This is a genomic window from Streptomyces sp. NPDC091371 (assembly GCF_040684275.1).
Taxonomy (GTDB): domain Bacteria; phylum Actinomycetota; class Actinomycetes; order Streptomycetales; family Streptomycetaceae; genus Streptomyces.
The window spans coordinates 70,267-90,585 of sequence record NZ_JBFBFP010000029.1; the positions used below are offsets into that span (position 1 = coordinate 70,267).

Annotated in this window: 19 protein-coding genes; 8 read left to right on the forward strand and 11 right to left on the reverse strand. The window is 72.7% G+C overall.

Annotation, left to right across the window (positions count from 1 at the left end):
- Window positions 1–1,059 carry a vWA domain-containing protein gene (locus AB0O21_RS26895; protein WP_365174990.1) on the reverse strand — a complete coding sequence of 353 codons (1,059 nt, stop codon included), beginning with the start codon at window positions 1,057–1,059 and terminating at the stop codon, window positions 1–3.
- 645 nt (window positions 1,060–1,704) lie between these two features.
- On the opposite strand from AB0O21_RS26895, the gene AB0O21_RS26900 reads away from it, so the two are divergent.
- From AB0O21_RS26900 to AB0O21_RS26915, 4 genes are all read left to right on the forward strand, one after another.
- Window positions 1,705–2,220, forward strand: coding sequence for an XRE family transcriptional regulator (locus AB0O21_RS26900; RefSeq protein ID WP_365174993.1), 516 nt, complete (start codon window positions 1,705–1,707; stop codon window positions 2,218–2,220).
- Window positions 2,221–2,411: 191 nt separating this feature from the next.
- Window positions 2,412–3,104 (forward strand): hypothetical protein, encoded by a 693-nt coding sequence (locus tag AB0O21_RS26905; RefSeq protein ID WP_365174995.1) that lies wholly within the window; start codon window positions 2,412–2,414, stop codon window positions 3,102–3,104.
- 1 nt (window position 3,105) lies between these two features.
- A complete protein-coding gene (locus AB0O21_RS26910; protein ID WP_365174998.1) occupies window positions 3,106–4,275 on the forward strand; it encodes an MAB_1171c family putative transporter in 1,170 nt (389 codons plus the stop codon).
- Entirely contained in the window at window positions 4,272–4,868 is a 597-nt protein-coding gene (locus AB0O21_RS26915) for a hypothetical protein (protein WP_365175000.1), read from the forward strand. Before AB0O21_RS26910 ends, AB0O21_RS26915 begins: the two co-directional genes overlap by 4 nt.
- A gap of 35 nt (window positions 4,869–4,903) precedes the next feature.
- Here AB0O21_RS26915 and AB0O21_RS26920 read toward each other — a convergent pair whose 3' ends face one another.
- Window positions 4,904–6,271: an NAD(P)-binding domain-containing protein gene (locus AB0O21_RS26920; protein WP_365175002.1), complete on the reverse strand. Its 1,368-nt coding sequence runs from the start codon at window positions 6,269–6,271 to the stop codon at window positions 4,904–4,906.
- Window positions 6,272–6,444: 173 nt separating this feature from the next.
- Here AB0O21_RS26920 and AB0O21_RS26925 point away from each other — a divergent pair, with 173 nt between their 5' ends.
- Complete coding sequence (locus tag AB0O21_RS26925) at window positions 6,445–6,813, forward strand: metalloregulator ArsR/SmtB family transcription factor (RefSeq protein ID WP_365175004.1); 369 nt, start codon at window positions 6,445–6,447, stop codon at window positions 6,811–6,813.
- A gap of 7 nt (window positions 6,814–6,820) precedes the next feature.
- Here the strand turns inward: AB0O21_RS26925 and AB0O21_RS26930 are convergent, their stop codons facing one another.
- Both AB0O21_RS26930 and AB0O21_RS26935 read right to left on the reverse strand, forming a co-directional pair.
- Window positions 6,821–7,603, reverse strand: a complete 783-nt coding sequence (locus AB0O21_RS26930; protein WP_365175007.1) for an MIP/aquaporin family protein — start codon at window positions 7,601–7,603, stop codon at window positions 6,821–6,823.
- Window positions 7,604–7,656: 53 nt separating this feature from the next.
- Complete coding sequence (locus tag AB0O21_RS26935) at window positions 7,657–7,971, reverse strand: metalloregulator ArsR/SmtB family transcription factor (protein ID WP_365175009.1); 315 nt, start codon at window positions 7,969–7,971, stop codon at window positions 7,657–7,659.
- A 78-nt stretch (window positions 7,972–8,049) separates the two neighbouring features.
- On the opposite strand from AB0O21_RS26935, the gene AB0O21_RS26940 reads away from it, so the two are divergent.
- Both AB0O21_RS26940 and AB0O21_RS26945 read left to right on the forward strand, forming a co-directional pair.
- The gene (locus AB0O21_RS26940) at window positions 8,050–8,454 is read left to right on the forward strand and encodes an arsenate reductase ArsC (protein WP_365175012.1); all 405 of its coding nucleotides are present in this window, start codon (window positions 8,050–8,052) and stop codon (window positions 8,452–8,454) included.
- Between the two features lie 114 nt (window positions 8,455–8,568).
- The gene (locus AB0O21_RS26945; RefSeq protein WP_365175015.1) at window positions 8,569–8,742 is read left to right on the forward strand and encodes a hypothetical protein; all 174 of its coding nucleotides are present in this window, start codon (window positions 8,569–8,571) and stop codon (window positions 8,740–8,742) included.
- A gap of 57 nt (window positions 8,743–8,799) precedes the next feature.
- Here the strand turns inward: AB0O21_RS26945 and AB0O21_RS26950 are convergent, their stop codons facing one another.
- From AB0O21_RS26950 to AB0O21_RS26975, 6 genes are all read right to left on the reverse strand, one after another.
- Entirely contained in the window at window positions 8,800–10,140 is a 1,341-nt protein-coding gene (locus tag AB0O21_RS26950; protein WP_365175018.1) for a DUF2252 domain-containing protein, read from the reverse strand.
- Between the two features lie 95 nt (window positions 10,141–10,235).
- The gene (locus AB0O21_RS26955) at window positions 10,236–11,468 is read right to left on the reverse strand and encodes a type III PLP-dependent enzyme (protein ID WP_365175021.1); all 1,233 of its coding nucleotides are present in this window, start codon (window positions 11,466–11,468) and stop codon (window positions 10,236–10,238) included.
- Window positions 11,465–13,258 (reverse strand): IucA/IucC family protein, encoded by a 1,794-nt coding sequence (locus AB0O21_RS26960; RefSeq protein WP_365175058.1) that lies wholly within the window; start codon window positions 13,256–13,258, stop codon window positions 11,465–11,467. The genes AB0O21_RS26955 and AB0O21_RS26960 overlap by 4 nt, the downstream gene beginning before the upstream one ends.
- Window positions 13,259–13,296: 38 nt before the next feature.
- Entirely contained in the window at window positions 13,297–14,958 is a 1,662-nt protein-coding gene (locus AB0O21_RS26965; RefSeq protein WP_365175023.1) for an MFS transporter, read from the reverse strand.
- The gene (locus AB0O21_RS26970; RefSeq protein WP_365175026.1) at window positions 14,955–16,721 is read right to left on the reverse strand and encodes an IucA/IucC family protein; all 1,767 of its coding nucleotides are present in this window, start codon (window positions 16,719–16,721) and stop codon (window positions 14,955–14,957) included. Before AB0O21_RS26970 ends, AB0O21_RS26965 begins: the two co-directional genes overlap by 4 nt.
- Window positions 16,718–17,914, reverse strand: coding sequence for an ATP-grasp domain-containing protein (locus AB0O21_RS26975; protein ID WP_365175028.1), 1,197 nt, complete (start codon window positions 17,912–17,914; stop codon window positions 16,718–16,720). The genes AB0O21_RS26970 and AB0O21_RS26975 overlap by 4 nt, the downstream gene beginning before the upstream one ends.
- Before the next feature lie 247 nt (window positions 17,915–18,161).
- Here AB0O21_RS26975 and AB0O21_RS26980 point away from each other — a divergent pair, with 247 nt between their 5' ends.
- Window positions 18,162–19,070 carry a (2Fe-2S)-binding protein gene (locus AB0O21_RS26980; protein WP_365175031.1) on the forward strand — a complete coding sequence of 303 codons (909 nt, stop codon included), beginning with the start codon at window positions 18,162–18,164 and terminating at the stop codon, window positions 19,068–19,070.
- Between the two features lie 101 nt (window positions 19,071–19,171).
- On the opposite strand, the gene AB0O21_RS26985 is transcribed toward AB0O21_RS26980, so the two are convergent.
- The gene (locus tag AB0O21_RS26985; protein WP_365175033.1) at window positions 19,172–20,188 is read right to left on the reverse strand and encodes an iron-siderophore ABC transporter substrate-binding protein; all 1,017 of its coding nucleotides are present in this window, start codon (window positions 20,186–20,188) and stop codon (window positions 19,172–19,174) included.
- Window positions 20,189–20,319: the final 131 nt, after the last annotated feature.

Here is a 20,319-nt window from a genome sequence, read left to right on the forward strand (position 1 = left end):
TCAGAGCATGATGAGCAGGCGCGTCTTCGGCTTGAGCTTCCTGTTCACCGAACGGCTCTGCACGTACACCTCCAGCTTGGGATTGCGCCCCGCCTTCACCGAGACGGTCCCCTGGACACCCGTGCCGAACAGCAGATTGCGTGCCGCGTCGCCCGTGTACGCGCGGTCGGTGTCCTTCTCGACCACGATGACCTCCTTGTCGGGCTGGACCTGCACTCGTGCACCCAACTGGTAGTAGCACGATCCGCGTTGGTACGTGACGCCCGGATGCGAATCGACGAAGGACCGGATCTCGGTCTCCGTGTCGACCTTCAGGAGGCGGTACTTGTCGGCCGGGACCGGTTCGAGGTTCGCCCGCACGTCGTCGACGGACAGGTCCTGGCCGACGGCGAACAGGTTCTTCGTGCCTCGCACGCCCTGCTCGCGGCCGCGCAGGAAGCTCGTGGCGGCGGCGCGCACCGTCCCGATCGCCTCCTCGACGCCCTCCTGCGAATCCGCGTCCCAGATGGCGATGTTGCCGGCCGGGAAGCCGTAGTTCTGGGCGGTGCGCTTCGCCAGGGAGTTCGGCACGAGGATCGCGGACGTCCAGTGGCCCGGGAGCGCGCCCATCTTCGCCGCGATCTTGTCGAGCCACGGGCCGAGGATGGCCATGTCGCCGTCGTGCCGCCTGTCGCCGCCGGAGGCGTTCTCCTCGCCGTCCGTCACCACGATCTGGAGGAAGCTGTGCTCGCCGTATTCCTCCCAGATGTGGCCCAGGTCGTCCAGGGACTTCAAAGAGGCTTCGATGAGGGCCGTCGCGCCGTTGTTCACCTTGTAGAGACCCCGCATGGACGGCAGGTGCTTCACGTCCATGTCCCAGACCAGGTTCTCCACTTTGTGGTCGAAGGAGTAGAGGCTGATCCGGGTCTCATGTCCGAGGCTGTCCGACTCGGCCTTCAAACCGGCCACGAATTCGTCCACGACACGGACGAGTTGGCTCTGGTGCTGACGCATGGAACCCGAGCAGTCCACTACCAGCGCGACGTGGTTGACCTTGTGCTGGATCTTTTTGGCGGACACGATTCTGCCCCTTCCCCGAGGCTCTCCGAGTGATGTGTCCACACTATGGGGAGCCACTGACAACGGGGCTTGACGGACAATCACCCGGCCTGTTCACGAAAGCACTCGGGGTTCTCCGAAGGGGTTCTCCGAAGGGGTTCTCCGAAAGGGTCCGGCCGGGGCCCCGGTCCCGTGGGCTGGGCACCCCCGTGCCCCAGCCCACGGCCGAGGCCGCCCGGCTCCCGGTCGACCGTGCCCCGGGTGCGGGGGCGCGTTCCGCTGCCCGGGAGAACCTGTCCCCCGAACAACGGCCCCACCGCGGGGGCGTGATGCTGTCACAGCATCGCCGCCCCGTCCCCCTGTCCTTCTCGCCCAGCGGCTTCGGCGGCCAGCAAGCTAGACGTGAGCCGTCCGGACCTTGCGCACCGACGCATCTAGTGGGCTAGATGACTGGACGAACATACGCCGTCCCACACGTGCCCTGTCAAGCGACCGCGGGGTGACCGTTCGGTGACGTGGCGTGGGTCACTTTCGTTCATGTCCGCTAGCCGGGTAGACGCAGTTCGTTGCACTGTGTGATGAGAGCCGTCTAGGCCGGTAGATAATGCAGATGGTGGTTCAGTAGTCGACTACGAGATCCAGCAGTAGACAGGAGCAGTGACGGTGATGGGTGAGGAGACCCCCACCGGCCGCCGGCGAGACACCATGGGCGACCGCCTCGGCTTCTTGATCGAGACGATCCACCCGGCGAGTCGCGGTCCGTACACGTACCAGGAGATCGCCGAGGGCACGAAGCAGCTGCCGGGCCCCTCCGTCTCGCACGGCACGGTCCAGACCATCCGCATGAACAACAATCCGAACCCCGGCATCGACTCGATCCGCGCGATCGCCAACTTCTTCGGGGTCACCGTCGGGTACCTCGCCGACGGCGAGAACGCCGAATTGATCGAGCAGCGCATCGAGGATCGGATCGCGCGGCTCCGCGAGGAGATGGGCAAGGCGGCGGCCGCCGACGAGTTCGCCCAGGTATTGGAGGACGAGCAGGTCAAAGCCGCGGCCTTCCGCCTCAGCGGACTGTCCGCCGGCTCCATGAGATCCGTCACCGGCCTGATCAAGCAGCTCCGCAAGGCCGAAGGGCTTCCGGATGTGAAGCCCCGGCGTCGCCGTCGTACGGAGCCGTGAGGCGGGGAAGGGGCGGGGAACCGGTCACGCTACCCGCGTGGACGACGGTGTTTCGGACTGTCCACGTACCTCTTTCGGCCGCCCGTGATGCTTCCGGTTACCCTCGAGGCGATCAGGCGTGCGAAATGGGCGAACGGCATGGAGCGGTTGGGTTCCGCGCCGGGGAGAGCTGACGGGCGGGGAGGGCGGCCATGCGGTGGTGGAAGCGCGCCGACGCGGAGTGCGCCGCCGTCGCGGACCGGCTCGTCATCCCCCAGCCGTTCGACCTCGAGGCCTTCTGCGAGGGCATAGCCGAGCAGCGCGGCCGCCCCCTGATCCTGCTGCCCCTCGACGGTCCGCCCGACCCGGCCCTGCCGTGCGGGATCTGGCTCGGTCTCGAAGTCGCCGACCTCGTCTTCTACGACGCCGTCGCCGCCGAGATCCTCAAGGTGCAGATCGTCCTCCACGAGATCTCCCACATGCTGCTCGGACACGTCGCCCCCGAGCTCGACATACCGGAGCAGCCCTCGGAGCAGGAGATCGCCCGGGCCTCCGAGCACTTCCAGCGCCTGCTGACGCGTACGCACACGGCCGTCTCCGGTCTCGACCGCCCCGAACTTCCCGTGGCCTCGATCATCCGCGCCGAGGCGGCCCGGATGAGGAGCGTGGCCCGCAGGACCGAGGCGATCGACGCGGAGCTCGGCCTCGACATCGACCGCCTGGCGCACCTCATGGGGCGGAGCAAGTTCGCGAGCCCGCAGGAGCGGCAGGCGGAGACCCTGGCCACGCTGATCCACGAGCGGGCCGGCCGCTACACGACGCAGTCGACCTCCAGCGAGGCCGAGGACCGGCTCGTACGCCTCCATGACGCCCTCGGGCACCCCGTTCGAAACACCTGGTCGTGAAGTGAAACTCCTTGAAATCGCCGTCTTGATCATGCTCTGGACGGTGACGGTCTGGCGGGTCCCCTCGGCCGTCCGGTCCGTGAAGCAGCGGGCGCTGTGGACGGCGTTCGCCGCCCTGACCCTCTCCATGACGCTCCGCCTCCCCGGGGTGATGCACGCCCTGGACGACCGGGCCGGAGTCAACAACCTGTCCACCCTGGTCAAGCACTGGCTGGGCATGATCGCAGCCGGCGCGGTCGTCGACTTCGTCGTCGCCATCGCCAGGCCGGAGACCGGCCGCCGGCTGCGGGTCCGCCACTACGTCGCCCTCACGGCGATGACGGTCATGGCCGTGCTCTTCTTCGTCTTCGTGCCGCGGCCCCGCGAGGTGACCGACTTCTTCGCGGAGAACGCCGGAAACGGCTGGGCCACGGCCTACTACCTCGTCTTCGTCGTCTACCTCGGCATCGCCATGGCCACCGCCACCTGGCTCTTCTGGAGCAGCGCGCGGCATGCCAGTGCCATGTGGCTGCGGACCGGCGTACGCCTCATGGGCATCGGAACCGCCGTCGGCGTCCTCTACACGCTGGTGCGGTTCGGGTACATGACGACCCGCCTCGCGGGCCTCACCGACGGCACCGGCGACGTCGCGGTCGACAACGCGACCGACGCCCTGAAGTACGTGGCGATCGGCTTCATCCTCGTCGGGAGCAGCATCCCCGCCTTCGGCGTGGCCTGGCGCACCGTCCAGGACGGCCGCCAGTACCGGCAGCTCCAGCCGCTCTGGCAGGACCTGACCGCGGTCACCCCCGACATCGTCCTCAAGACCGGACTTCTGCGCAGCCCGCGGCTGCGGCTGTACCGGCGGGTGATCGAGATCCGCGACGCCTCCCTGGCCCTCGACGCCCACGCGGACGACGAGCTCCGCGAGCGGGCCCGCAGCGCCGCGCGGCAGGCGGGATTCGACCCGGCGGCGAGCCCGGCGGCCGAAGCCCTCTGGTTGCGAGCGGCGCGCGGGGCCAAGGCCCGGGGCGCCGCGCCGGCCGGCGGCACGCAGGAGCCGGCCGCCGACGGCATCGACGAGCTCGACTTCACCGCCGAAGTCGAGAGGCTCGTCCAGCTCGCCCGGATCTACCACTCCCCCGTGGCCGACGAGTTCCTCACCACCACCAGCAAGGAGGCGACGGCGTGACGACCGTGATCACCCGACCCGACGAGTCCCGGTCCGCACGCCTGGTCACCGATGGGCTCGACCCCAAGACCTGGATCATCGCCGACACCGTCCTCATAGGCTGGCACACCGGCCGCCTCGCCGGGATCGGCTGGGGCCTGCTCGGCTGCCTGTTCGCCGCGGTCATCCCCCTGGCCTTCATCAAGTACGGCATCCGCCGCGGGCGCTGGGCCGACCGTCACGTCGGCCAGCGCCGGCAGCGCATCGTCGTGATGGTCTTCATCATCTGCTCGGTCGCCACGGGCATCGTGTCGATGTGGGCCTTCGGCGCCCCTCAGGCCATGATCGCGCTGATCGCCGCCATGCTGGCCACCCTCGCCGCCCTGCTCGCCGTGACCCCCGCCTGGAAGATCAGCGTGCACACGGCGGTGTCCTCCGGGAGCGTCGCGATGCTCGCCATGACCTACGGGTCCTGGGTGCTGCCCGCCTATCTCCTGGTCGCCGTCGTCGGCTGGTCCCGGGTGGCGCTGAGGGACCACACGCTCGGCCAGGTCCTCGCGGGTGCCGCCGTGGGCGGGGCGGTCGCGGCCGGTACCTTCGGCCTGGTCCGGTAGGCCGCCCCTTGCGGCGGCCGTCCGCCGCGCCGTGGTCAGCAGCCTCCGGAGCGGGGCGGGGCTCCGATGGTGAGGGTGGCCGGGGCGGCGCAGCAGCCGCCGCCGGGTTCCTCGGCGGCCTCGGGCTGGTCGAAGAGGCCCGCGCCGCCGCAGACTCCGGTCTCGGGGAGGGTGAGTTCGACGCGTGCGGCGGCCTCGTGGTCGCCGGCGAGGGCCGCGGCGATGGAGCGGACCTGCTCGTAGCCGGTCATGGCGAGGAAGGTGGGGGCGCGGCCGTAGGACTTCATGCCGGCGAGGTAGACGTCCTTCTCGGGGTGGGAGAGCTCGCCCGCGCCGTGGGGGTAGACGGTGCCGCAGGAGTGCTGGTTGGGGTCGATCAGCGGGGCGAGTGCGACGGGGGCCTGCAGGCGCTCGTCGAGGCCGAGCCGGAGTTCGTCGAGGAAGGCGAGGTCGGGGCGGAAGCCGGTGAGGACGATGACCTCGTCGACCGGGTCCAGGCGGCGGCCGTCCTCGCCGATGAGGACGACGCGGCCGTCGCCGTCGCGTTCGACGGTGTCGGTGCGGAAGCCGGTGACGGCGTCGGCGTATCCGCCGTCGACGGCGGCCTTCGCGGCGAGGCCGAGGGCGCCTCGGGCGGGGAGCTGGTCGGCTTCGCCGCCGCCGAAGGTGGAGCCGGAGATCCCGCGGCGCAGGATCCACACCGCGTGCGTGCCCGCGCCGTCCCCGTCACCGCGGGCGAGGTCGGCGAGGTAGGCCAGGGCCGTGAAGGCGGAGGCACCGGAGCCGATGACGGCGGTGCGCTTGCCGGCGTAGCGGGCGCGGACGACCGGGTCCTTCAGGTCCGGGACGCGGTACGAGATCCGGTCCCGGGCCGCCTTCTCGCCGAGGGCGGGCAGACCGCTGCCGCCGGCCGGGCCCGGGGTGGACCAGGTGCCGGAGGCGTCGATGACGGCGCGCGCCAGGACCCGCTGTTCCCGCCCGCCGGCGGTCTCGTAGTGGACGACGAAGGGCTGGGCCTCGCGGTCCGCGTCGACGATGCGGTCGCGGCCGGTGCGGGAGACGCCGGTGACCCTCGCGCCGTAGCGGACCTGCTCGCCGAGGAGGTCCGCGAGGGGCTGGAGGTAGCGCTCGGCCCAGTCTCCGCCGGAGGGGTACGCGGCCGGGTCGGGCTTGATCCAGCCGGTGGGGGCGAGGAGCTTCTCGGCGGCCGGGTCGACGACCTCGCCCCAGGTGGAGAAGAGACGTACGTGCGACCACTCGCGTACGGCGGCTCCGGCGGTCGGGCCGGCTTCCAGGACGAGGGGTTCGATGCCGCGGTCGGTGAGGTGGGCGGCGGCCGCGAGTCCGACGGGGCCGGCCCCGATGACGACGACGGGCAGGTCGGTGATGGCGGGCGCGTTCACGGTCGACTCCTCGCTGTATCGACATCTGTCGATGGCTTGTGCTGCCAGCCTGACATCTGATTCGACAGGCGTCAACATAGGCGTTTATCGAATTAATGGGCGCGGGAGACTCGTGGTCGCGGCGGCACCCTGGCGCCCTGGCGCCCTGCTTCGACATGTGTCAACATAGACACATGTCGAATGCGAAGGTCCTGCCGCTCCTGGAAGCCGATCAGGCCGTCGCGCCGTGCTGCCCGCCGCTGACCGAGCGCCCCATGTCGGCGGACGAGGCCGAGGCCGCGGCGAAGATGTTCAAGGCCCTCGGCGATCCGGTGCGCCTGCGCCTGTTCTCCGCGGTCGCCTCCCACGAGGGCGGCGAGGCGTGCGTGTGCGACATCTCCGACGTCGGCGTCTCACAGCCGACGGTCTCCCACCACCTGAAGAAGCTGAAGGAGGCCGGGCTGCTGTCCTCCGAGCGGCGGGGGACGTGGGTGTACTACCGGGTGGAACCCGCCGTGCTCGCGGCCATGGGCGCCCTCCTGTCCGGCACGACGCGCCGCTGACCGGGCCTCACGCCGCCGGTGCCCCGGCGTCCGTCCCGCCCCGCATGAAGATGACCGCCACCAGGGCCAGGCCCACCGCCGCGCCCACCAGCTGCACGGCGACGAAGCCGGGCACCGAGGCCGGGGCGATGCCGGCGAAGGTGTCGGTGAAGGCGCGGCCGATGGTCACCGCGGGGTTGGCGAAGGACGTCGAGGAGGTGAACCAGTAGGCGGCGCCAATGTACGAGGCGACCGCGACGGGCGCGAACCTCAGCCGGTCCGTCCTCGCCAACCCGAAGATCAGCAGGATCAGGCCCGCCGTGGCCACGACTTCGCCGAGGAGCAGGTGGCCGGCCGAGCGGTCGTGGGTGGACCACTTCACCAGGGGCTCCCCGAACATGGCGTCCGCGAGGACCGCGCCCGCGATCGCGCCGGCGACCTGGGAGGGCACGTACACGGCGAGCTCGCGCGCGGTCACGCCCGCGCCCCCGCGGCGGGCGGTCCACCACTCGGCCAGGGTCACGGCCGGGTTGAAGTGCGCCCCGGAGACCGGCCCGAGGAGGGCGATCAGGACGCCGAGTCCGAAGACCGTGGCGGTCGAGTTGGCCAGCAGCTGGAGCGCGACGTCGTCGGTGAGCCGGGTGGCCTGGATGCCGGATCCGACCACGATCGCCACCAGGGCGGCCGAGCCGACCAGCTCCGCGGCGGCGCGGGCGATCAGCGGCGTACGGGGCGGGGTGGCGCCGGGGGCGGGCTGCGGCGACGCGGCGGCGGCCGTGGCGACGCTCGCGGCGGGCTCGGGGGCGGTCAAGGCGGGATCTCCTCGGGCAGGTGGGGCGGGGCGGGGCGGACGGGTCGCGCAGGCTACGGGCAGGACCGCTTGCGGTTCGCTCCGGCGGTGGCGCGCGCGGTCCGGGCGAGGTCGGCGAACCGGCCGGCGAGGGCTTCGATGGCTTCCGGGCGCAGCCGGTAGTACGTGAACCTCCCGCACGGCTCCGTGTCCACGACCCCTGCCTCGCGCAGCACCTTCAGGTGGTTGGAGAGATTGGTCTGCTTGGCGCCGGTCTCCTCGACCAGGTGCGTGGTGCAGAGCGTCTCCTCGGCGAGGAGGGTCACGATCCGGAGCCTGAGCGGGTCGGCCAGGACCCGGATCAGATCAGTGTCGACTGATGTCAGCATGGGCTGATATTTTCACATCGCCCGGGGCTGCCACCAGCCCGGACCACCTCGTCACTTCTCGCCCCCAAGGAACGACAGATGGCCTCCGTCCTGTTCGTCTGCATCCACAACGCGGGCCGCTCCCAGATGGCGGCCGGGTTCCTGCGCCACCTCGCAGGCGACCGCGTCGAGGTCCGCTCCGCCGGCTCGGTCCCCGGAGACCGGATCAACCCCTCGGCCGTCGCCGCCATGGCCGAGCTGGGCATCGACATTTCCGACCAGAAGCCGAAGGTCCTCACCCCGGAGGCCGCCCAGGCCTCCGACTACATCATCACCATGGGCTGCGGCGACGCCTGCCCGTACTTCCCCGGGAAGACCTACCTCGACTGGCAGTTGGAGGACCCGGCCGGCCAGGGAGTCGAGGCGGTCCGCCCGATCCGGGACGAGATCAAGGGCCTCATCGAGGGGCTGATCGCCGAGATCGACGCCAAGCGGCAGGCCTGACGGGCGGAGCCTGGCGAGGCGGGGCCTGGCGGGGCGGGGCCTGGCGGGATGAAGCCGGCCGGGGCGGGCCTCACCCCTCCGTCACGGTTGCCGCCCGACCGATCGCGGTGCGCGGTGCGCCCGGCCGTCGAAGGCGTTGACCTGGGCCCGCGTGAAGCGGTCGCCGTACTGCTCAACCTCGCCTTCAACCACATCGGGCGCGGCAACCGGGCCGACACCGCGGATACCGCGGCCACGGGGCACGGCGCCCCGGACCCGGCACCCGTACCGGCCGCGCCCGTGCACTGAGCGCGGGCCGCGAGCGGGGTGTGCTCCCTCGGGGGGAGGTGCACCCGGCTCGGCCGCTCAGATGCCGGTGACGGCGGTGACGGCGCCGTCGGCGACGGCCGCGGTCAGCAGGGCGTGGTCGGCGGCGGTCCGGTCGGCGTAGGACATGGCGAAGTCGGCGACGGCCCGGTCGAAGGTGTCGGCGCTGCCGAGGTAGCCCGCGATGGCGATGCGGTCGCCGGAGCGGGCGTGGGCCCGCGCCAGTGCCCTGCCGCACAGCCCGGCGTACCGTTCGAGGAGGGACCGGGTCATGGTCTCGACTTCGGCCGACCCCTTCATGTCGCGCAGCTGCCGGGCGTAGAAGTGGCGTCCTTCGGGGCCGGTCGTCCAGCCGAGGAAGATGTCGCCGACGGCCTGCATGAGCCGCTGGCCGGCGACCACCCGGTGGCCCTGGTGACCGTGGCGGTCGGCCGGGAGGTGGTCGCGCAGGACGGACGGACCGGCCTCCTTGACCTGCAGGAAGAGCGGGTCGTCGGCGTCCCGGCCGGTGAGCAGCAGGATGAAGCAGCGGGTGCCCACGCTCCCGACGCCGACGACCTTGCGAGCCGCGTCGACGTACTCGTAGCGGTCCAGGAGGACGCGGCGCTCCTCGGGGAGCGTGCTGCGGTATCCGGCGAAGACCTCGGCGACGGTCCGTGCGTCGGACCGGGCCAGCGGCTCCAGCAGCGGCGGGTCGTGGACGATGCGCCGGCCGCCGTCGCGGAGCTCGGTGAGCTTGCCGAGCGCCCGGAGGCTGGTGCGGCGGCGGGCGCGCGCCAGGTTGGACTCGACGCGCTCACGCAGCTCGGGCTTGCGGATGAGGGGGAGCAGGTCGGCGGTGTCGATCCGGTGGTACCAGACGTCCAGCTCGCCCTGACCGGCGAGCTCCCTGATCGTCTCCCGGTACGAGCGGGCCGCTGCCAGGGCCGATCCGCGGGCCCAGTCGTCGCCGTGGGCGTTCTGCCGGGCGGCCACCGCGACGCTCGCGGCGAGCCGCTTGACATCCCATTCGAAGGGGCCGGGCTGGGTCTCGTCGAAGTCGTTGAGGTCGAAGAGCAGGGAGCGTTCGGGTGAGGCGAACACGCCGAAGTTGAGCAGGTGCGCGTCCCCGCACAGCTGGACGGTCAGGCCCGTGTGCGGATCGGCGGCCAGGTCAGCGGCCATGACGGCGGCCGCGCCGCGCAGGAACGCGAACGGCGAGGCCGCCATCCGGCCGTAGCGGATCGGCAGCAGCTCGGGCAGCCGGTCGGCAGCCTGCTGCCGCAGCACCCCGACGGGATCGGGCCGGCCGGCCGCAGCCGTCCACCGTCCGTGCGAGGCACGGCTGACGCTCTTGCGGACGGCCCGGCCACGCCGGAGCCGCTCGTCCGGACCAGTCATGATCCACTCCTCCTCGCCCGTCCCCGCTCCCCCTCATCCTGCGGGCACCGCACCGGTCGCGCATGTCCTCGCGGTGGCGGCGAACGGCGGGCCCCCTACCCGGTCGGCTCCGGGGTGAGGAAGTGGAAGCCGGGCCTCGGGTGCATCAGGAAGTCGTGGTGCGAGATGTTCCAGGCGTACGCGCCCGCCAGGCCGAAGGCCACGCGGTCGCCGGCGCGCAGCCCGGGGGCGGGGACGTCGCGGGACAGCAGGTCCTTCGGGGTGCAGAGCTGGCCGGTGAGGGTGACCCGGTCCGCGGCGGCGGCCGGCCGGGGCCAGGGGTGCGGCCACTCGGCCACCGGGAGGACCGTGCAGGGCTGGTCGTGGCCCTTGGTCGCCGGCGTGCGCATGTGGTGGGTGCCGCCGCGGACCACGGCGAACTCCTCGCCGTGGCTGTGCTTCACGTCCAGCACCTCCGTGGCGTACCAGCCGCAGTACGCGCTGACCGCGCGGCCCGGTTCGATCCGCAGGGTGAGGTCGGGGTGGGCGTCGGCGAGGCGGGCCAGGCCGGCGCCGTACGAGGTCCAGTCGAAGCGGCGCTCGGGGTGCGCGTAGTCGACGCTCATGCCGCCGCCCACGTTGACCTCGGTGAGGCGGACGCGGTGGCGGGCGGCGAGCTCCGCGGACCAGGTGACGATCGATGCGGCGACCGCGAGCTGCTCCGGGGCCTCCAGGCCGCTGGCCAGGTGCGCGTGCACGCCCAGCAGCCGCAGCTGCGGGTAGGTGCCGTCGGTGAGCAGCCGCACTGCCGTGTCCGCGTCGGCCGGGTCGAGGCCGAAGGGGGTCGGGCGGCCGCCCATGGCCAGCGAGCTGCCTTCGAGGGAGGAGGCGGCGAGCGGCAGGTTGAAGCGGAGCAGGACTCCGGGGCGGGGCGTGCGGCCGGACGCGTCGGAGGGGGTGCGCGCGGCCAGGTCGGCCAGTACCCGCAGTTCGTGCAGGCTCTCGACGTGGAAGCGCTCCACGCCCAGTTCGAGGGCGGCCGCCAGCTCGGCGGGGGTCTTGCCGGGGCCGCTGAAGGCCAGCGGGCGGCCCGGCACGGCCTTGGCCACGTGGGCGAGTTCGCCGCCGGAGGAGACGTCGTAGCCGTCGACGTACGGGCCGAGGGCGGCCAGGATCTCCGCTTCCGGGTTGGCCTTGGCCGCGTAGTAGACCTCGACCCGCTCCGGGAGGGCTGCCCGGATGGCGGCCGCGTGCTCGCGCAGCGCCGTCAAGTCGTAGAAGTAGGCGGGAAGTTCGGCGGGATCGAGGGCGAGCAGGCGGTCGCGCACCGCGCGGGTCGGGGTGGTCATCGGGCGCTCCGGGGGTCACGTTCGTGTGCGAGGTCGCGGTCGTGGGCGTCGGCTCCGACCTCTGAGTGGAGTTGCATCCCCTGGGACAGCACGTCCTCGGCGAGCGGGGAGGCGAGCCGGACGTAGCCGGCGTCGCGGTCGGCCTTGCGCTCCCAGCGGGTGAGCAGGTTGGCCTTGGCGGGCAGCGGCACCCCGGCGAGCAGGGCGGCCAGCCGCGGCGGGCAGCCGTGTCGGTCGGCGTATGTCTGGAGGGTGGCGCGGACCTGGGCCCACAGGGCGGCCTCGGACTGCGGGTGCAGGTCCGCGAGGGCGGCGAGCACCTCGGCAATGTGGTTGACCAGCAGGCAGTACACGACCCGGTCCCAGCCGCGCTGGGCGTCGTAGGTCATCGGGCCCGCGACCTCGGCCGGCAGGGAGGCGAGCAGCGCCGCGTGCTGTTCGGGGACCAGCTTGGTGCCCTCCAGGTCGCGGAAGAGGACCTGGGCCGGCATTCCTTCCTCGTCGACGCAGACCACGACGTTCTGCAGGTGCGGTTCGAGTACGAGCCCGTGGTCGAAGTACGCGGCCAGGACGGGCGGGACCAGCAGCTTGAGGTACGCCGCCCACCAGTCGAGGGCGGTCTGCGCCGAGGCGTCGCCGAGCAGGCGGGAGATGTGCGCGGGGCCCGTCGGGTACTCGTCGGCGACGGCCGCGGCGAGCAGCGGGGTGGTGCCGGGCATGAGCCGGGCGAGGAGCCCCTCGCGGACGATGACGCCGAAGCCTTCGAGGAGGGCGCGGTCGGGGGTGCCGTCGGGGCCGGGCAGGGCGATGCTGCGGTAGGCGGGCTCGCGGAGCATGGCGGTGCCCGGGAAGCGGGTCTCCAGGTCGGCGAGGACCGGGGCCAGCAGGCGGGTCAGGGCGACCGCGCCGGAGAGCTCGTAACTCGCGTTCTTGCGCAGGCAGTTGGTGATGCGGATGTTGAGGCTGAACTTGAGGAAGGTGGCCCCGTCGTAGAGGGTGCGCACCGAGGCGGTGGCGGCGAAGGGCCGGCCGGCCTCGCCCAGGTCCAGGATGTCGCCGCGGTCGAACGCCGCGCGCAGGCCGGGGTGTTCGCGCAGCATCTCGTACTGCCACGGGTGCGCGGGGAGCAGCCGGTAGCCCTCGGGGACGTCGGCGCGGAGCCGGTCGAGGGGCTGTGCCGCTCCCTCGGCGGCGGTCTCCTGGGCGATCAGGTGCTCGCGGACGGCGAGGTGGCGCAGCGGGAAGGAGGCGCCGGTCTCGGGGGCGTACGCGAGCCAGGACGCGGTGTCGCCGGTACGGGCCTTGGGGGTGGGGTGGAAGCGGTGCCCGAAGACGAGGGACTGCTCGGACTCCAGGTAGGCGGCGAGTCCGTCGCCGTCGCCGACCTCGGTGTGGGTGGCCGGGCGTTCGGCGCGGACGGCAAGCGCGGCGGACACCGCCTGGTGGCTGGAGGCGATCTGCTCCAGGAACTCGTCGTTGTGCACGTCGGTGCGCAGGGTCAGTTCGTCCCGTGCGTACTCGGCGAGGCGGCGCCAGCCGACCTCGGCCCAGCCGTCTTCCTGCCGCTCGCGCACGGGCCCGGTGAACCGGTGCGCGCCCAGCAGTGACGTACGGCGCAGGGCGGCGCGCAGCAGGACCCCGCGGCGGGGCAGCCACAGCAGCAGGTGGCCGTCCGCCACGGCGGTCTGGTGTTCCGGCCCGGACAGCTCGCGCAGCAGGCAGTTCAGCAGGGTGTGGGCGACGGCCTCGTCGGCCGTGGGCAGCGCGGGCGTGGCGGCGGCCGGGGCCATTGCCGTGGCGGCGGTACCGATTGCGTCGGCGAGGGACATCAGCGGCTCCAGCGGGTGCGGAGTGAGCGGGGGAAGCGGAGGTTCAAGGCCGGGAGGGCGGTCGCGCAGACCGTGGCCAGCGCCACGGCGGTACCGGTCAGCACGGGGGCGGACGGGCCGTACAGGCTGTTGCCCGCGGCGGCGGCGAGTCCGGCGACGACCGCGCCGGCCTTGGAGAAGAACTCGATCGAGCCGAACAGCCCGCCGGGCGCACGGCCCTTGGCGCACTCGGAGGCCATCACGGAGAGGCAGACGAGGCCGAGCGTGAGGCCGGCGCCGAGCAGCAGCCGGACGGCGACCAGGGTCGCGAGCGAGTGGGCCAGTCCGTGGCCGGCCAGCCCGAGGGCTATGGAGCCGAAGCCGAGCGCCACGCCGAGGCGGGGTCTGCGGTGGAAGGCCGAGTGCACCCACATCGCGGCGACGAGGTAGCACAGGTGGGGCAGGGCGAAGAGGACGCCGGACACCGCCGGTGAGGTACCGGGGATCCGCTCCTCCACGAGGGAGATCAGGTACGGGAAGGAGATCACCGTGGAGAAGACGAAGGCGAACTCCAGGGCGTACAGGCCGTGCAGGGAGGTGGCGCGGGACCCCTTCGCGGGGGGCGCCTGGGGCGCCGGGGGCGCTTGGCCTGCGGCGGGCTGGGCTTCGGCGGGTGCCGGATCGTCCGGCTGCGGCTGCGCCCGCGGGCCGCGGGATTCCGGCAGCGCCGTGATCAGCAGCGCGGCCGTCAGGGGCAGCACGGCGAGCAGGGCGTACTGGCGGTGCGGGGACATCCAGGGCGAGAGGGCGCCCACCACGATCGGGGCGAAGACCAGGGCGGCGCGGGCGGCGCCCTGCATCAGGGTGAGGGCCTTGGAGAGCTCCGGGCCCTCCAGTGCGGCGCCGAGGTAGCCGTTGGAGGCGGCGAAGGTGCCGCCGAGGATGCCCTGGAGTACGAGCGCGACGGTGAAGGCGGCGATCGAGTCGGCCCAGCCGGCCAGCAGGAAGGAGGCCGCGAGCCCCAACTGGGCGCGCAGCAGCAGCCGTTTGCGCCCGAACCGGTCGGCGAGCCGCCCCCACAGGGGGGCGCCGACGGCGGCGAAGATGGTGGGAACGATGTAGAGCACGCCGGCCAGGCTCGCGTCGCGGTCGCCGAGCTCGGGGAGGATCTCGGTGAGGAACGGCGGCAGGCCGAGCGCGGCGAAGGAGGCCACGAAGTAGCACCCGGCGACGGCGTGCACCTGCCTGCGCCCGAGAGCCGGGCGCGGCACCGGGCCGTCCGGCGCGGGCGAGGCGGCGGGGCCGCCCGGGCCCGCAGGGGCATTCAGCGCGGCCGGGCCGGCCGGGCCAGCCGAGGCGGCCGGGGCAGCCGGGGCAGCCGAGGCAGCCGAGGCAGCCGAGGCAGCCGAGGCAGCCGAGGCGGCCGAGGCGGCCGGGGCGGCCGGGGCAGCCGGGGCGGCCGGGCCGTTCGGGGTGGCGGGGCCTCCCGGGGACGCCGGTACGGCAGGGGCAGCCGCTACGGCCAGAGCAGTCGGGCCGGCCGCGGCCGCGGCGGCACCAGCACCCGCCGGGGCGGTCGGGGTACCCGGGCCGGCCGGAGTGGCCTGACCACTCGGGGCGAGCGGTGCCGCCGGGGCGGGCGGACCCGCCGGGGTGGGTGGGGTGGGGGTGATGGGGTTCATCGGGAGGGCCCCGTCCGAAGGAGGTAGTTGGGGCCCGTGGTGTAGTGCTTGTTGATGTCGGCGGCGCCCGAGCGTTCCTTGCTGAGCAGCGTTCCGGCGCTGACCATCGCCTTGATGGGCAGCCGCGGGGCGTCCAGGACGTGGGCGCGGAGGGTGGCACCGGGCTCGCCCGGGCCGGTGCCGAGGCGGTCGGCCGCCTCGGTGAGCCGGTCGCGTACGAGGTCCAGCAGGGCCCCGGCCTCCGCGCGGCCGTGCCGGGCCAGCCCGAAGGCGTAGGAGCCGGCGCACAGGTGCAGGGTGATGGTGGTGAACAGGTCGGTGAGCGGGCGGTCGTCGTCGCAGAAGGCGCGGGGGTCGTCGAAGCCGAGCGGGGCGTCGGCGCCGAGGGTCGCGCGGACGCGCACCGGGTGGACCCGCGGGCCGTCGTCGTCCTTGAACACGAGCCGCATCCGGGTGGCGCCGGCCGGGTCGTGGTCGAGCGCGAGGGAGACGTTCTGCTGGTGCGACTCCAGTGCGATGCCGTAGCCGAACAGGGTGGTCTGCCAGTCGAGGAGCAGCCGCAGGTAGGCGTCGAGCAGGGCGATCGGGTCGCCGCCGTAGAAGCGGTCGGCGAGGTGGTCGATCAGCAGCCGGCCGCCGGGGGCTTCGGCGAGCAGCGCGGCGAGCGGGGTGACGACGGCGTCGTCGAGACCGGCCGGGTAGCGGCGGCAGAGCGCGGCGAGGAGCTCGTGTCCCGCGTGGGCGTAGACGGTCTCGTCGGCGTGCAGGATCACGCCCTGGAAGCGGGGTTCGCGTGCGATGACGGCTTCCAGCAGGCGCTGGCCCGCGACCCCGTCGGCGAGGAAGCCGGGCCGGATGATCCGGCGGTTGCGCAGCCCCAGCGTGGCGGTGGCCATCGGGACCTTGATGTGGAGGGTGGGGTCGGCGGTGACGGCCACCGTACGCATGGACAGCGTCGGGATCACGTCGAGGTACGGGCGCTCGGCGAGGACGGCCCGGCCGTCCAGGCCGGCGGCGGTCAGGGCCTCGCGCAGCGGGGCGCCGACGGTGAGCGGGTGGACGGGGAGGGCGAGGTGGCTGCCGTCGAGCTCGGGCAGGCCGAGCGCGGCCGGCGTGGGCCAGAGGGCGGGCAGCGCCTCCGGGCCGCCGGCCACCACGAGGTCGCGCCGCGGCACGGCGATCCAGCGCAGCGCGAAGCTCGGGTGGAACTCGGGTGCGTAGGCGCGTAGTTGGTCCTCGTCGAGGCCCGAGCGGCCGCGCGCGGTGGGGTACACCGGGTGGTCGAGGCGCGCGGCGAGGGTGTCGTAGGCGAGCCCGCCCGCGAGGCCGGTCCAGTCGGCGGGGTCGGCGCCATACGCCTTGGCGAGCCCGGCGGCAACCTCGTGCGCGGTCTCGGCGTGCAGCCGCATGGTGGCGAGGGTCTGGCGGCACTCCTCGGCGAACGCGTCGAAGCCTCCGCGGTCGACGGGGTCGGCGAGGGCCCCGAGGGCGTCGAGGACCTCCTCGTACGTGGTCAGTTCGCGGCCGTCGGACTCCCTGACGAGCAGCGGCAGCCGGGCGGCGTACACGCTCTGGTAGCCGTCCTCGACGACCGGGAGGAGTAGGGCGTCGCCCTCGTCCGCGGGCAGGCGCAGCCAGCGGCCGTCGGCGTGGTCGACGGTGGTGGTGCGGGTGCGCAGGCCGACGATGTCCTCGCGCAGGAGCGCGCCGAGGACGCGGAGCAGCAGCTCCGCCTCGGTGGTGGCAGCGGTGGTCGTGCTCACGGGGTGATCTCCCAGCGCTGGGCCGCGAGGAAGTCCGCGGCGACGCGGTCGAGGGTCGCCTGGTCCGTGTTCCGGCCGAGCGCGCGCAGGGCGCCGATGAAGTCGCGGTTGGTGTGGTAGAGCTCGTGCCGCTCCCCCACCGCGCGCAGCGGCCGGTAGGTCAGTTCGATCCCGTCCACGACGAGGTCGACGGCCTCGGGTGCGGCCGTGAGCGTGCCGGCGCTCCGGGCGCAGGGGTTGTCGACCAGGGCGACGCCGTCCGTGCGGGCGCCCAGGTCCGCGGGCAGGGGTTCGCCCAGGTGGGTGCGGAGGACGTGCTCGAACAGCGGGATGTCCAGCAGTTGGGCGAGCATCAGGTCGGCCTGGTCGCCGATGGCCCGGTAGTTGACCTCGATGATGCGGGCGCGGCCGTCCTTCACGACGAACTCGGTGTGGCAGATGCCGAATCCGACTCCGAGGGCGTCGAGCTGGGCGAGGATCTGCGCGACGACGGGTTCGGGGTGGGCGCTGACGAAGGTGCAGCGCTCCTCGATGAAGTACGGGGGCGGGGACAGCCGGGTGCGGAAGCCGCCCAGCACGTGGCGGAGCTTCCCGTCGCCGAGCGTCTCGAGGCTGCACAGGTCGCCGGCCAGGTACTCCTCGACGACGAGGGCGGCCGACGGGCGGCGGTCCTGGATCTCCTTGCAGCGCAGGGCGAGTTCCTCGGGCCCGTCGACCAGGACCACGTCCTCGCTGGCCACGCCCTCGCGGGGCTTGACCACGCAGGGGTAGGGCACGTCGAGGGCGGTGAGGACGGCGGGGTCCTGGCCGGCGGCCAGTTCGGCCGACCAGACGGCGTCGAGTCCGCTCGCGGCCAGGTGGCGGCGCATCTGGGCCTTGTCCTTGACGCGCAGCGCGGCCTTCCAGTCCTTGGCGGGGAGGCCGAAGTAGTCGGCGGCCAGGGCCGCCTGGGTCTGGAGGTGGTCGCTGTTGGTGAACACGGCGTCGGGGGCGTGGTGGGTCGCTATCCGGGTGATGACCGCGCGGAAGTCGCGTACGTCGCACTCCAGGACCTCGATGCCCGGCGCGGAGCGGCGGTGCGCGTCGGGTTGGTCGGTGAGGACGGTCACCTGGAGGCCGAGTCGGTCCGCGGCGGGGAGGAATCCCTCGGTGACCGAGTCGGTGGGGTTGAGTGCGAGCAGGTACAACCGCATGGGTTGAGCCCCTTCCGAATTCTGAACTGTGGGGGGTGAGCGGGTGACTGCTTTCCGGCACGCCTCGGTGCCGACGGATTTCGTCATCCGCCGGCAAATGCAGCTTAGGTTAGCCAACCCTTAGTCTCAACTCCGGTTCGAGACATGAGGGGTGACATGGCGAGCCTGATCGTAAATCATTGGGTTAAGGTAAGGCTTACCTACTCGCCCGTACCGGAGCCCCCGTGCCGCACATGATCGAGAACCGATGACCACGGTCCCGCGCACCGCTTCTCCCCGGCGCCCCGCGCTGGACGCCGCCGGCACGCTCGCGCGGACCTACGGCCGCCTCGCGGCCACGTGCGAGGCACTGGACGTCCGGGTGGCGACCACCGCCGCGCGGCCCTTCGCGCAGCCGTCCGCGCAGCCCTCCATGCAGAACGGGGCGGCGCCGGGCCACCGGTGGGTCAGCGGGGCGGAGCTGGCGGATCCGGCCGCCCTGGACGCCTTCGTCGCCGCCGAGGCCGCCCGGATCCGGGCTGGGCACGGGCACGATCCGCGGCCCGACGTCGCCGCGTCGCGCGCACTGCACGACTACCTCTGGTCCGTCAGCCTGCTGATGAGCGGGGCCTGGTACCTGGAGCGGCGCGTGCCGCGCATCCGTCCGCGCGAGGTGCGGGTGGACCTGTCGACGGGCGCGTTCGAGATCGTTCCGGCGGCCGGTTTCGCATGCCTGCCCGGCGATCCGGCGGCGCACCTGCCCGGCGCCCGCGTGGTGGCCGACGAGGAGGCGCTGCGCGCCGAGTTGCGTGCGGCCGTGGCCGACCACGTACGGCCGCTACTGGCCGCCATCGGGTCGCGCGTCCGGCGCCGGGACCGGGCCCTGTGGGGCATGGTCACCGACGACCTCGTCTCCGGGATCTGGTACCTCGGGCGCGCCCTGGGCCAGGAGGAGCGGGCGGTGCGCGAGGCGACCGAGCTGCTCCCGACCGCCATAGCGCCCTTCCCGGGCGGCGCCGACTTCCGGCGGCTCGCGGACCGCGAGGGGCAGCTGCACCCGACCCGTACCCGGCTCGGCTGCTGCATGTACTACACGCTGGACTCGGCCCGGGCCTGCGCCACGTGCCCCCGCACCTGCGACGCGGAGCGGCTGCGCCGGATCGAGGGCGAGGGCTGAGCGCGGCCGCGCGTTCCCCCGTACACACCAAAAGGCCGGCCCCGGCCGCGTACTTCATCAGTACGCGGCCGGGGCCGGCCCCATGAGGCGGGTGGCGCAGCCTACTTGGCGGGGTCCACCTGGAAGATCTTCGCCATGTCGTCGAGGACCACGTCCGCGCCCTGGAGCGAGACGGAGGTCATCCACATGGCGTCCTCGACCTCGTGGACCTGGTTCTTCTGGACCGCGTTCAGGCGCTGCCACAGCGGGTTGGCGAGGAACTTCTTCTTGCGCTCCTCACCGCCCGAGAAGCTGGTCATGAAGATGTGGTCCGCATCGGCCTGCTGGATCTGCTCCTCGCTGATCTCGATGTTGAACTTCACCTCGTCACGCTGGTTCTCCGGACGCGTCAGGCCCATGTCGTTCAGGATGATGCCGCTGAAGGTCTTGGGCAGCATGATGCGCGTCGGACCGTCGACGAAGCGGACGATCGAGAAGGTGGGCTTGCCGTTGGCGCCGCCGCCCTTCGCGTTGATCGCGTCACCGATCTTCTTGGCACGGGTCTGGTACGCCGTCAGCTTGGCGGCGGCCTTCTCCTCCTGACCCAGCGCCTGGCCGAGGAAGGTGATGTTCTCCTTCCAGATCGGGCCGGTGGTCTTGACGAACACCGTCGGCGCGATCTGGCTCAGCCGGTCGTAGAAGTCGGCGTGACGGACCGTGGCCGAGACGATGAGGTCGGGCTTGAGGGCCGCGATCGCCTCGAGGTTGGGGCTGTCGAGCGGGCCGACGTCCTTGGTCTCCTTCACCGCGTCACCGAGGTAGGCCGGGAAGCCCTTCTGGTCACGGTACGATCCGATACCGCCGACCAGCGGCGTGTCGAGCGCGACGACGGCCTCGACCAGGCTGTTGTCCAGCGCCACAACACGCTTGGGCTTGGCCTTGATCTCGGTCTGGCCCTTGTCGTGGGTGATCGTGCGCGGGAAGCCGGCCGACTCGGCGGCGGCGGGCTTCGACGACTCGGCGCCCGGCTTCTTGTCGTCGCTGCCGCCGCCACAGGCGGCCAGCGAAAGGGCCATGGCTGCCGTGAGGACGGCCGCCGCGATCCGGCCCGGCCGGCGACGCTGAGTGAAGGTGTTCATCGGTTCTCAGTTCTCCAGAGGGAACATTTATTCTTAGGTAAGCCTTGCCTGAGTTAACGCGTTGTGAAGAGTAGCGCCTCTTCGTGGTCAAATCCAGACGGGGGGTGTGGAGCAAATTCGGTTAGGCATCC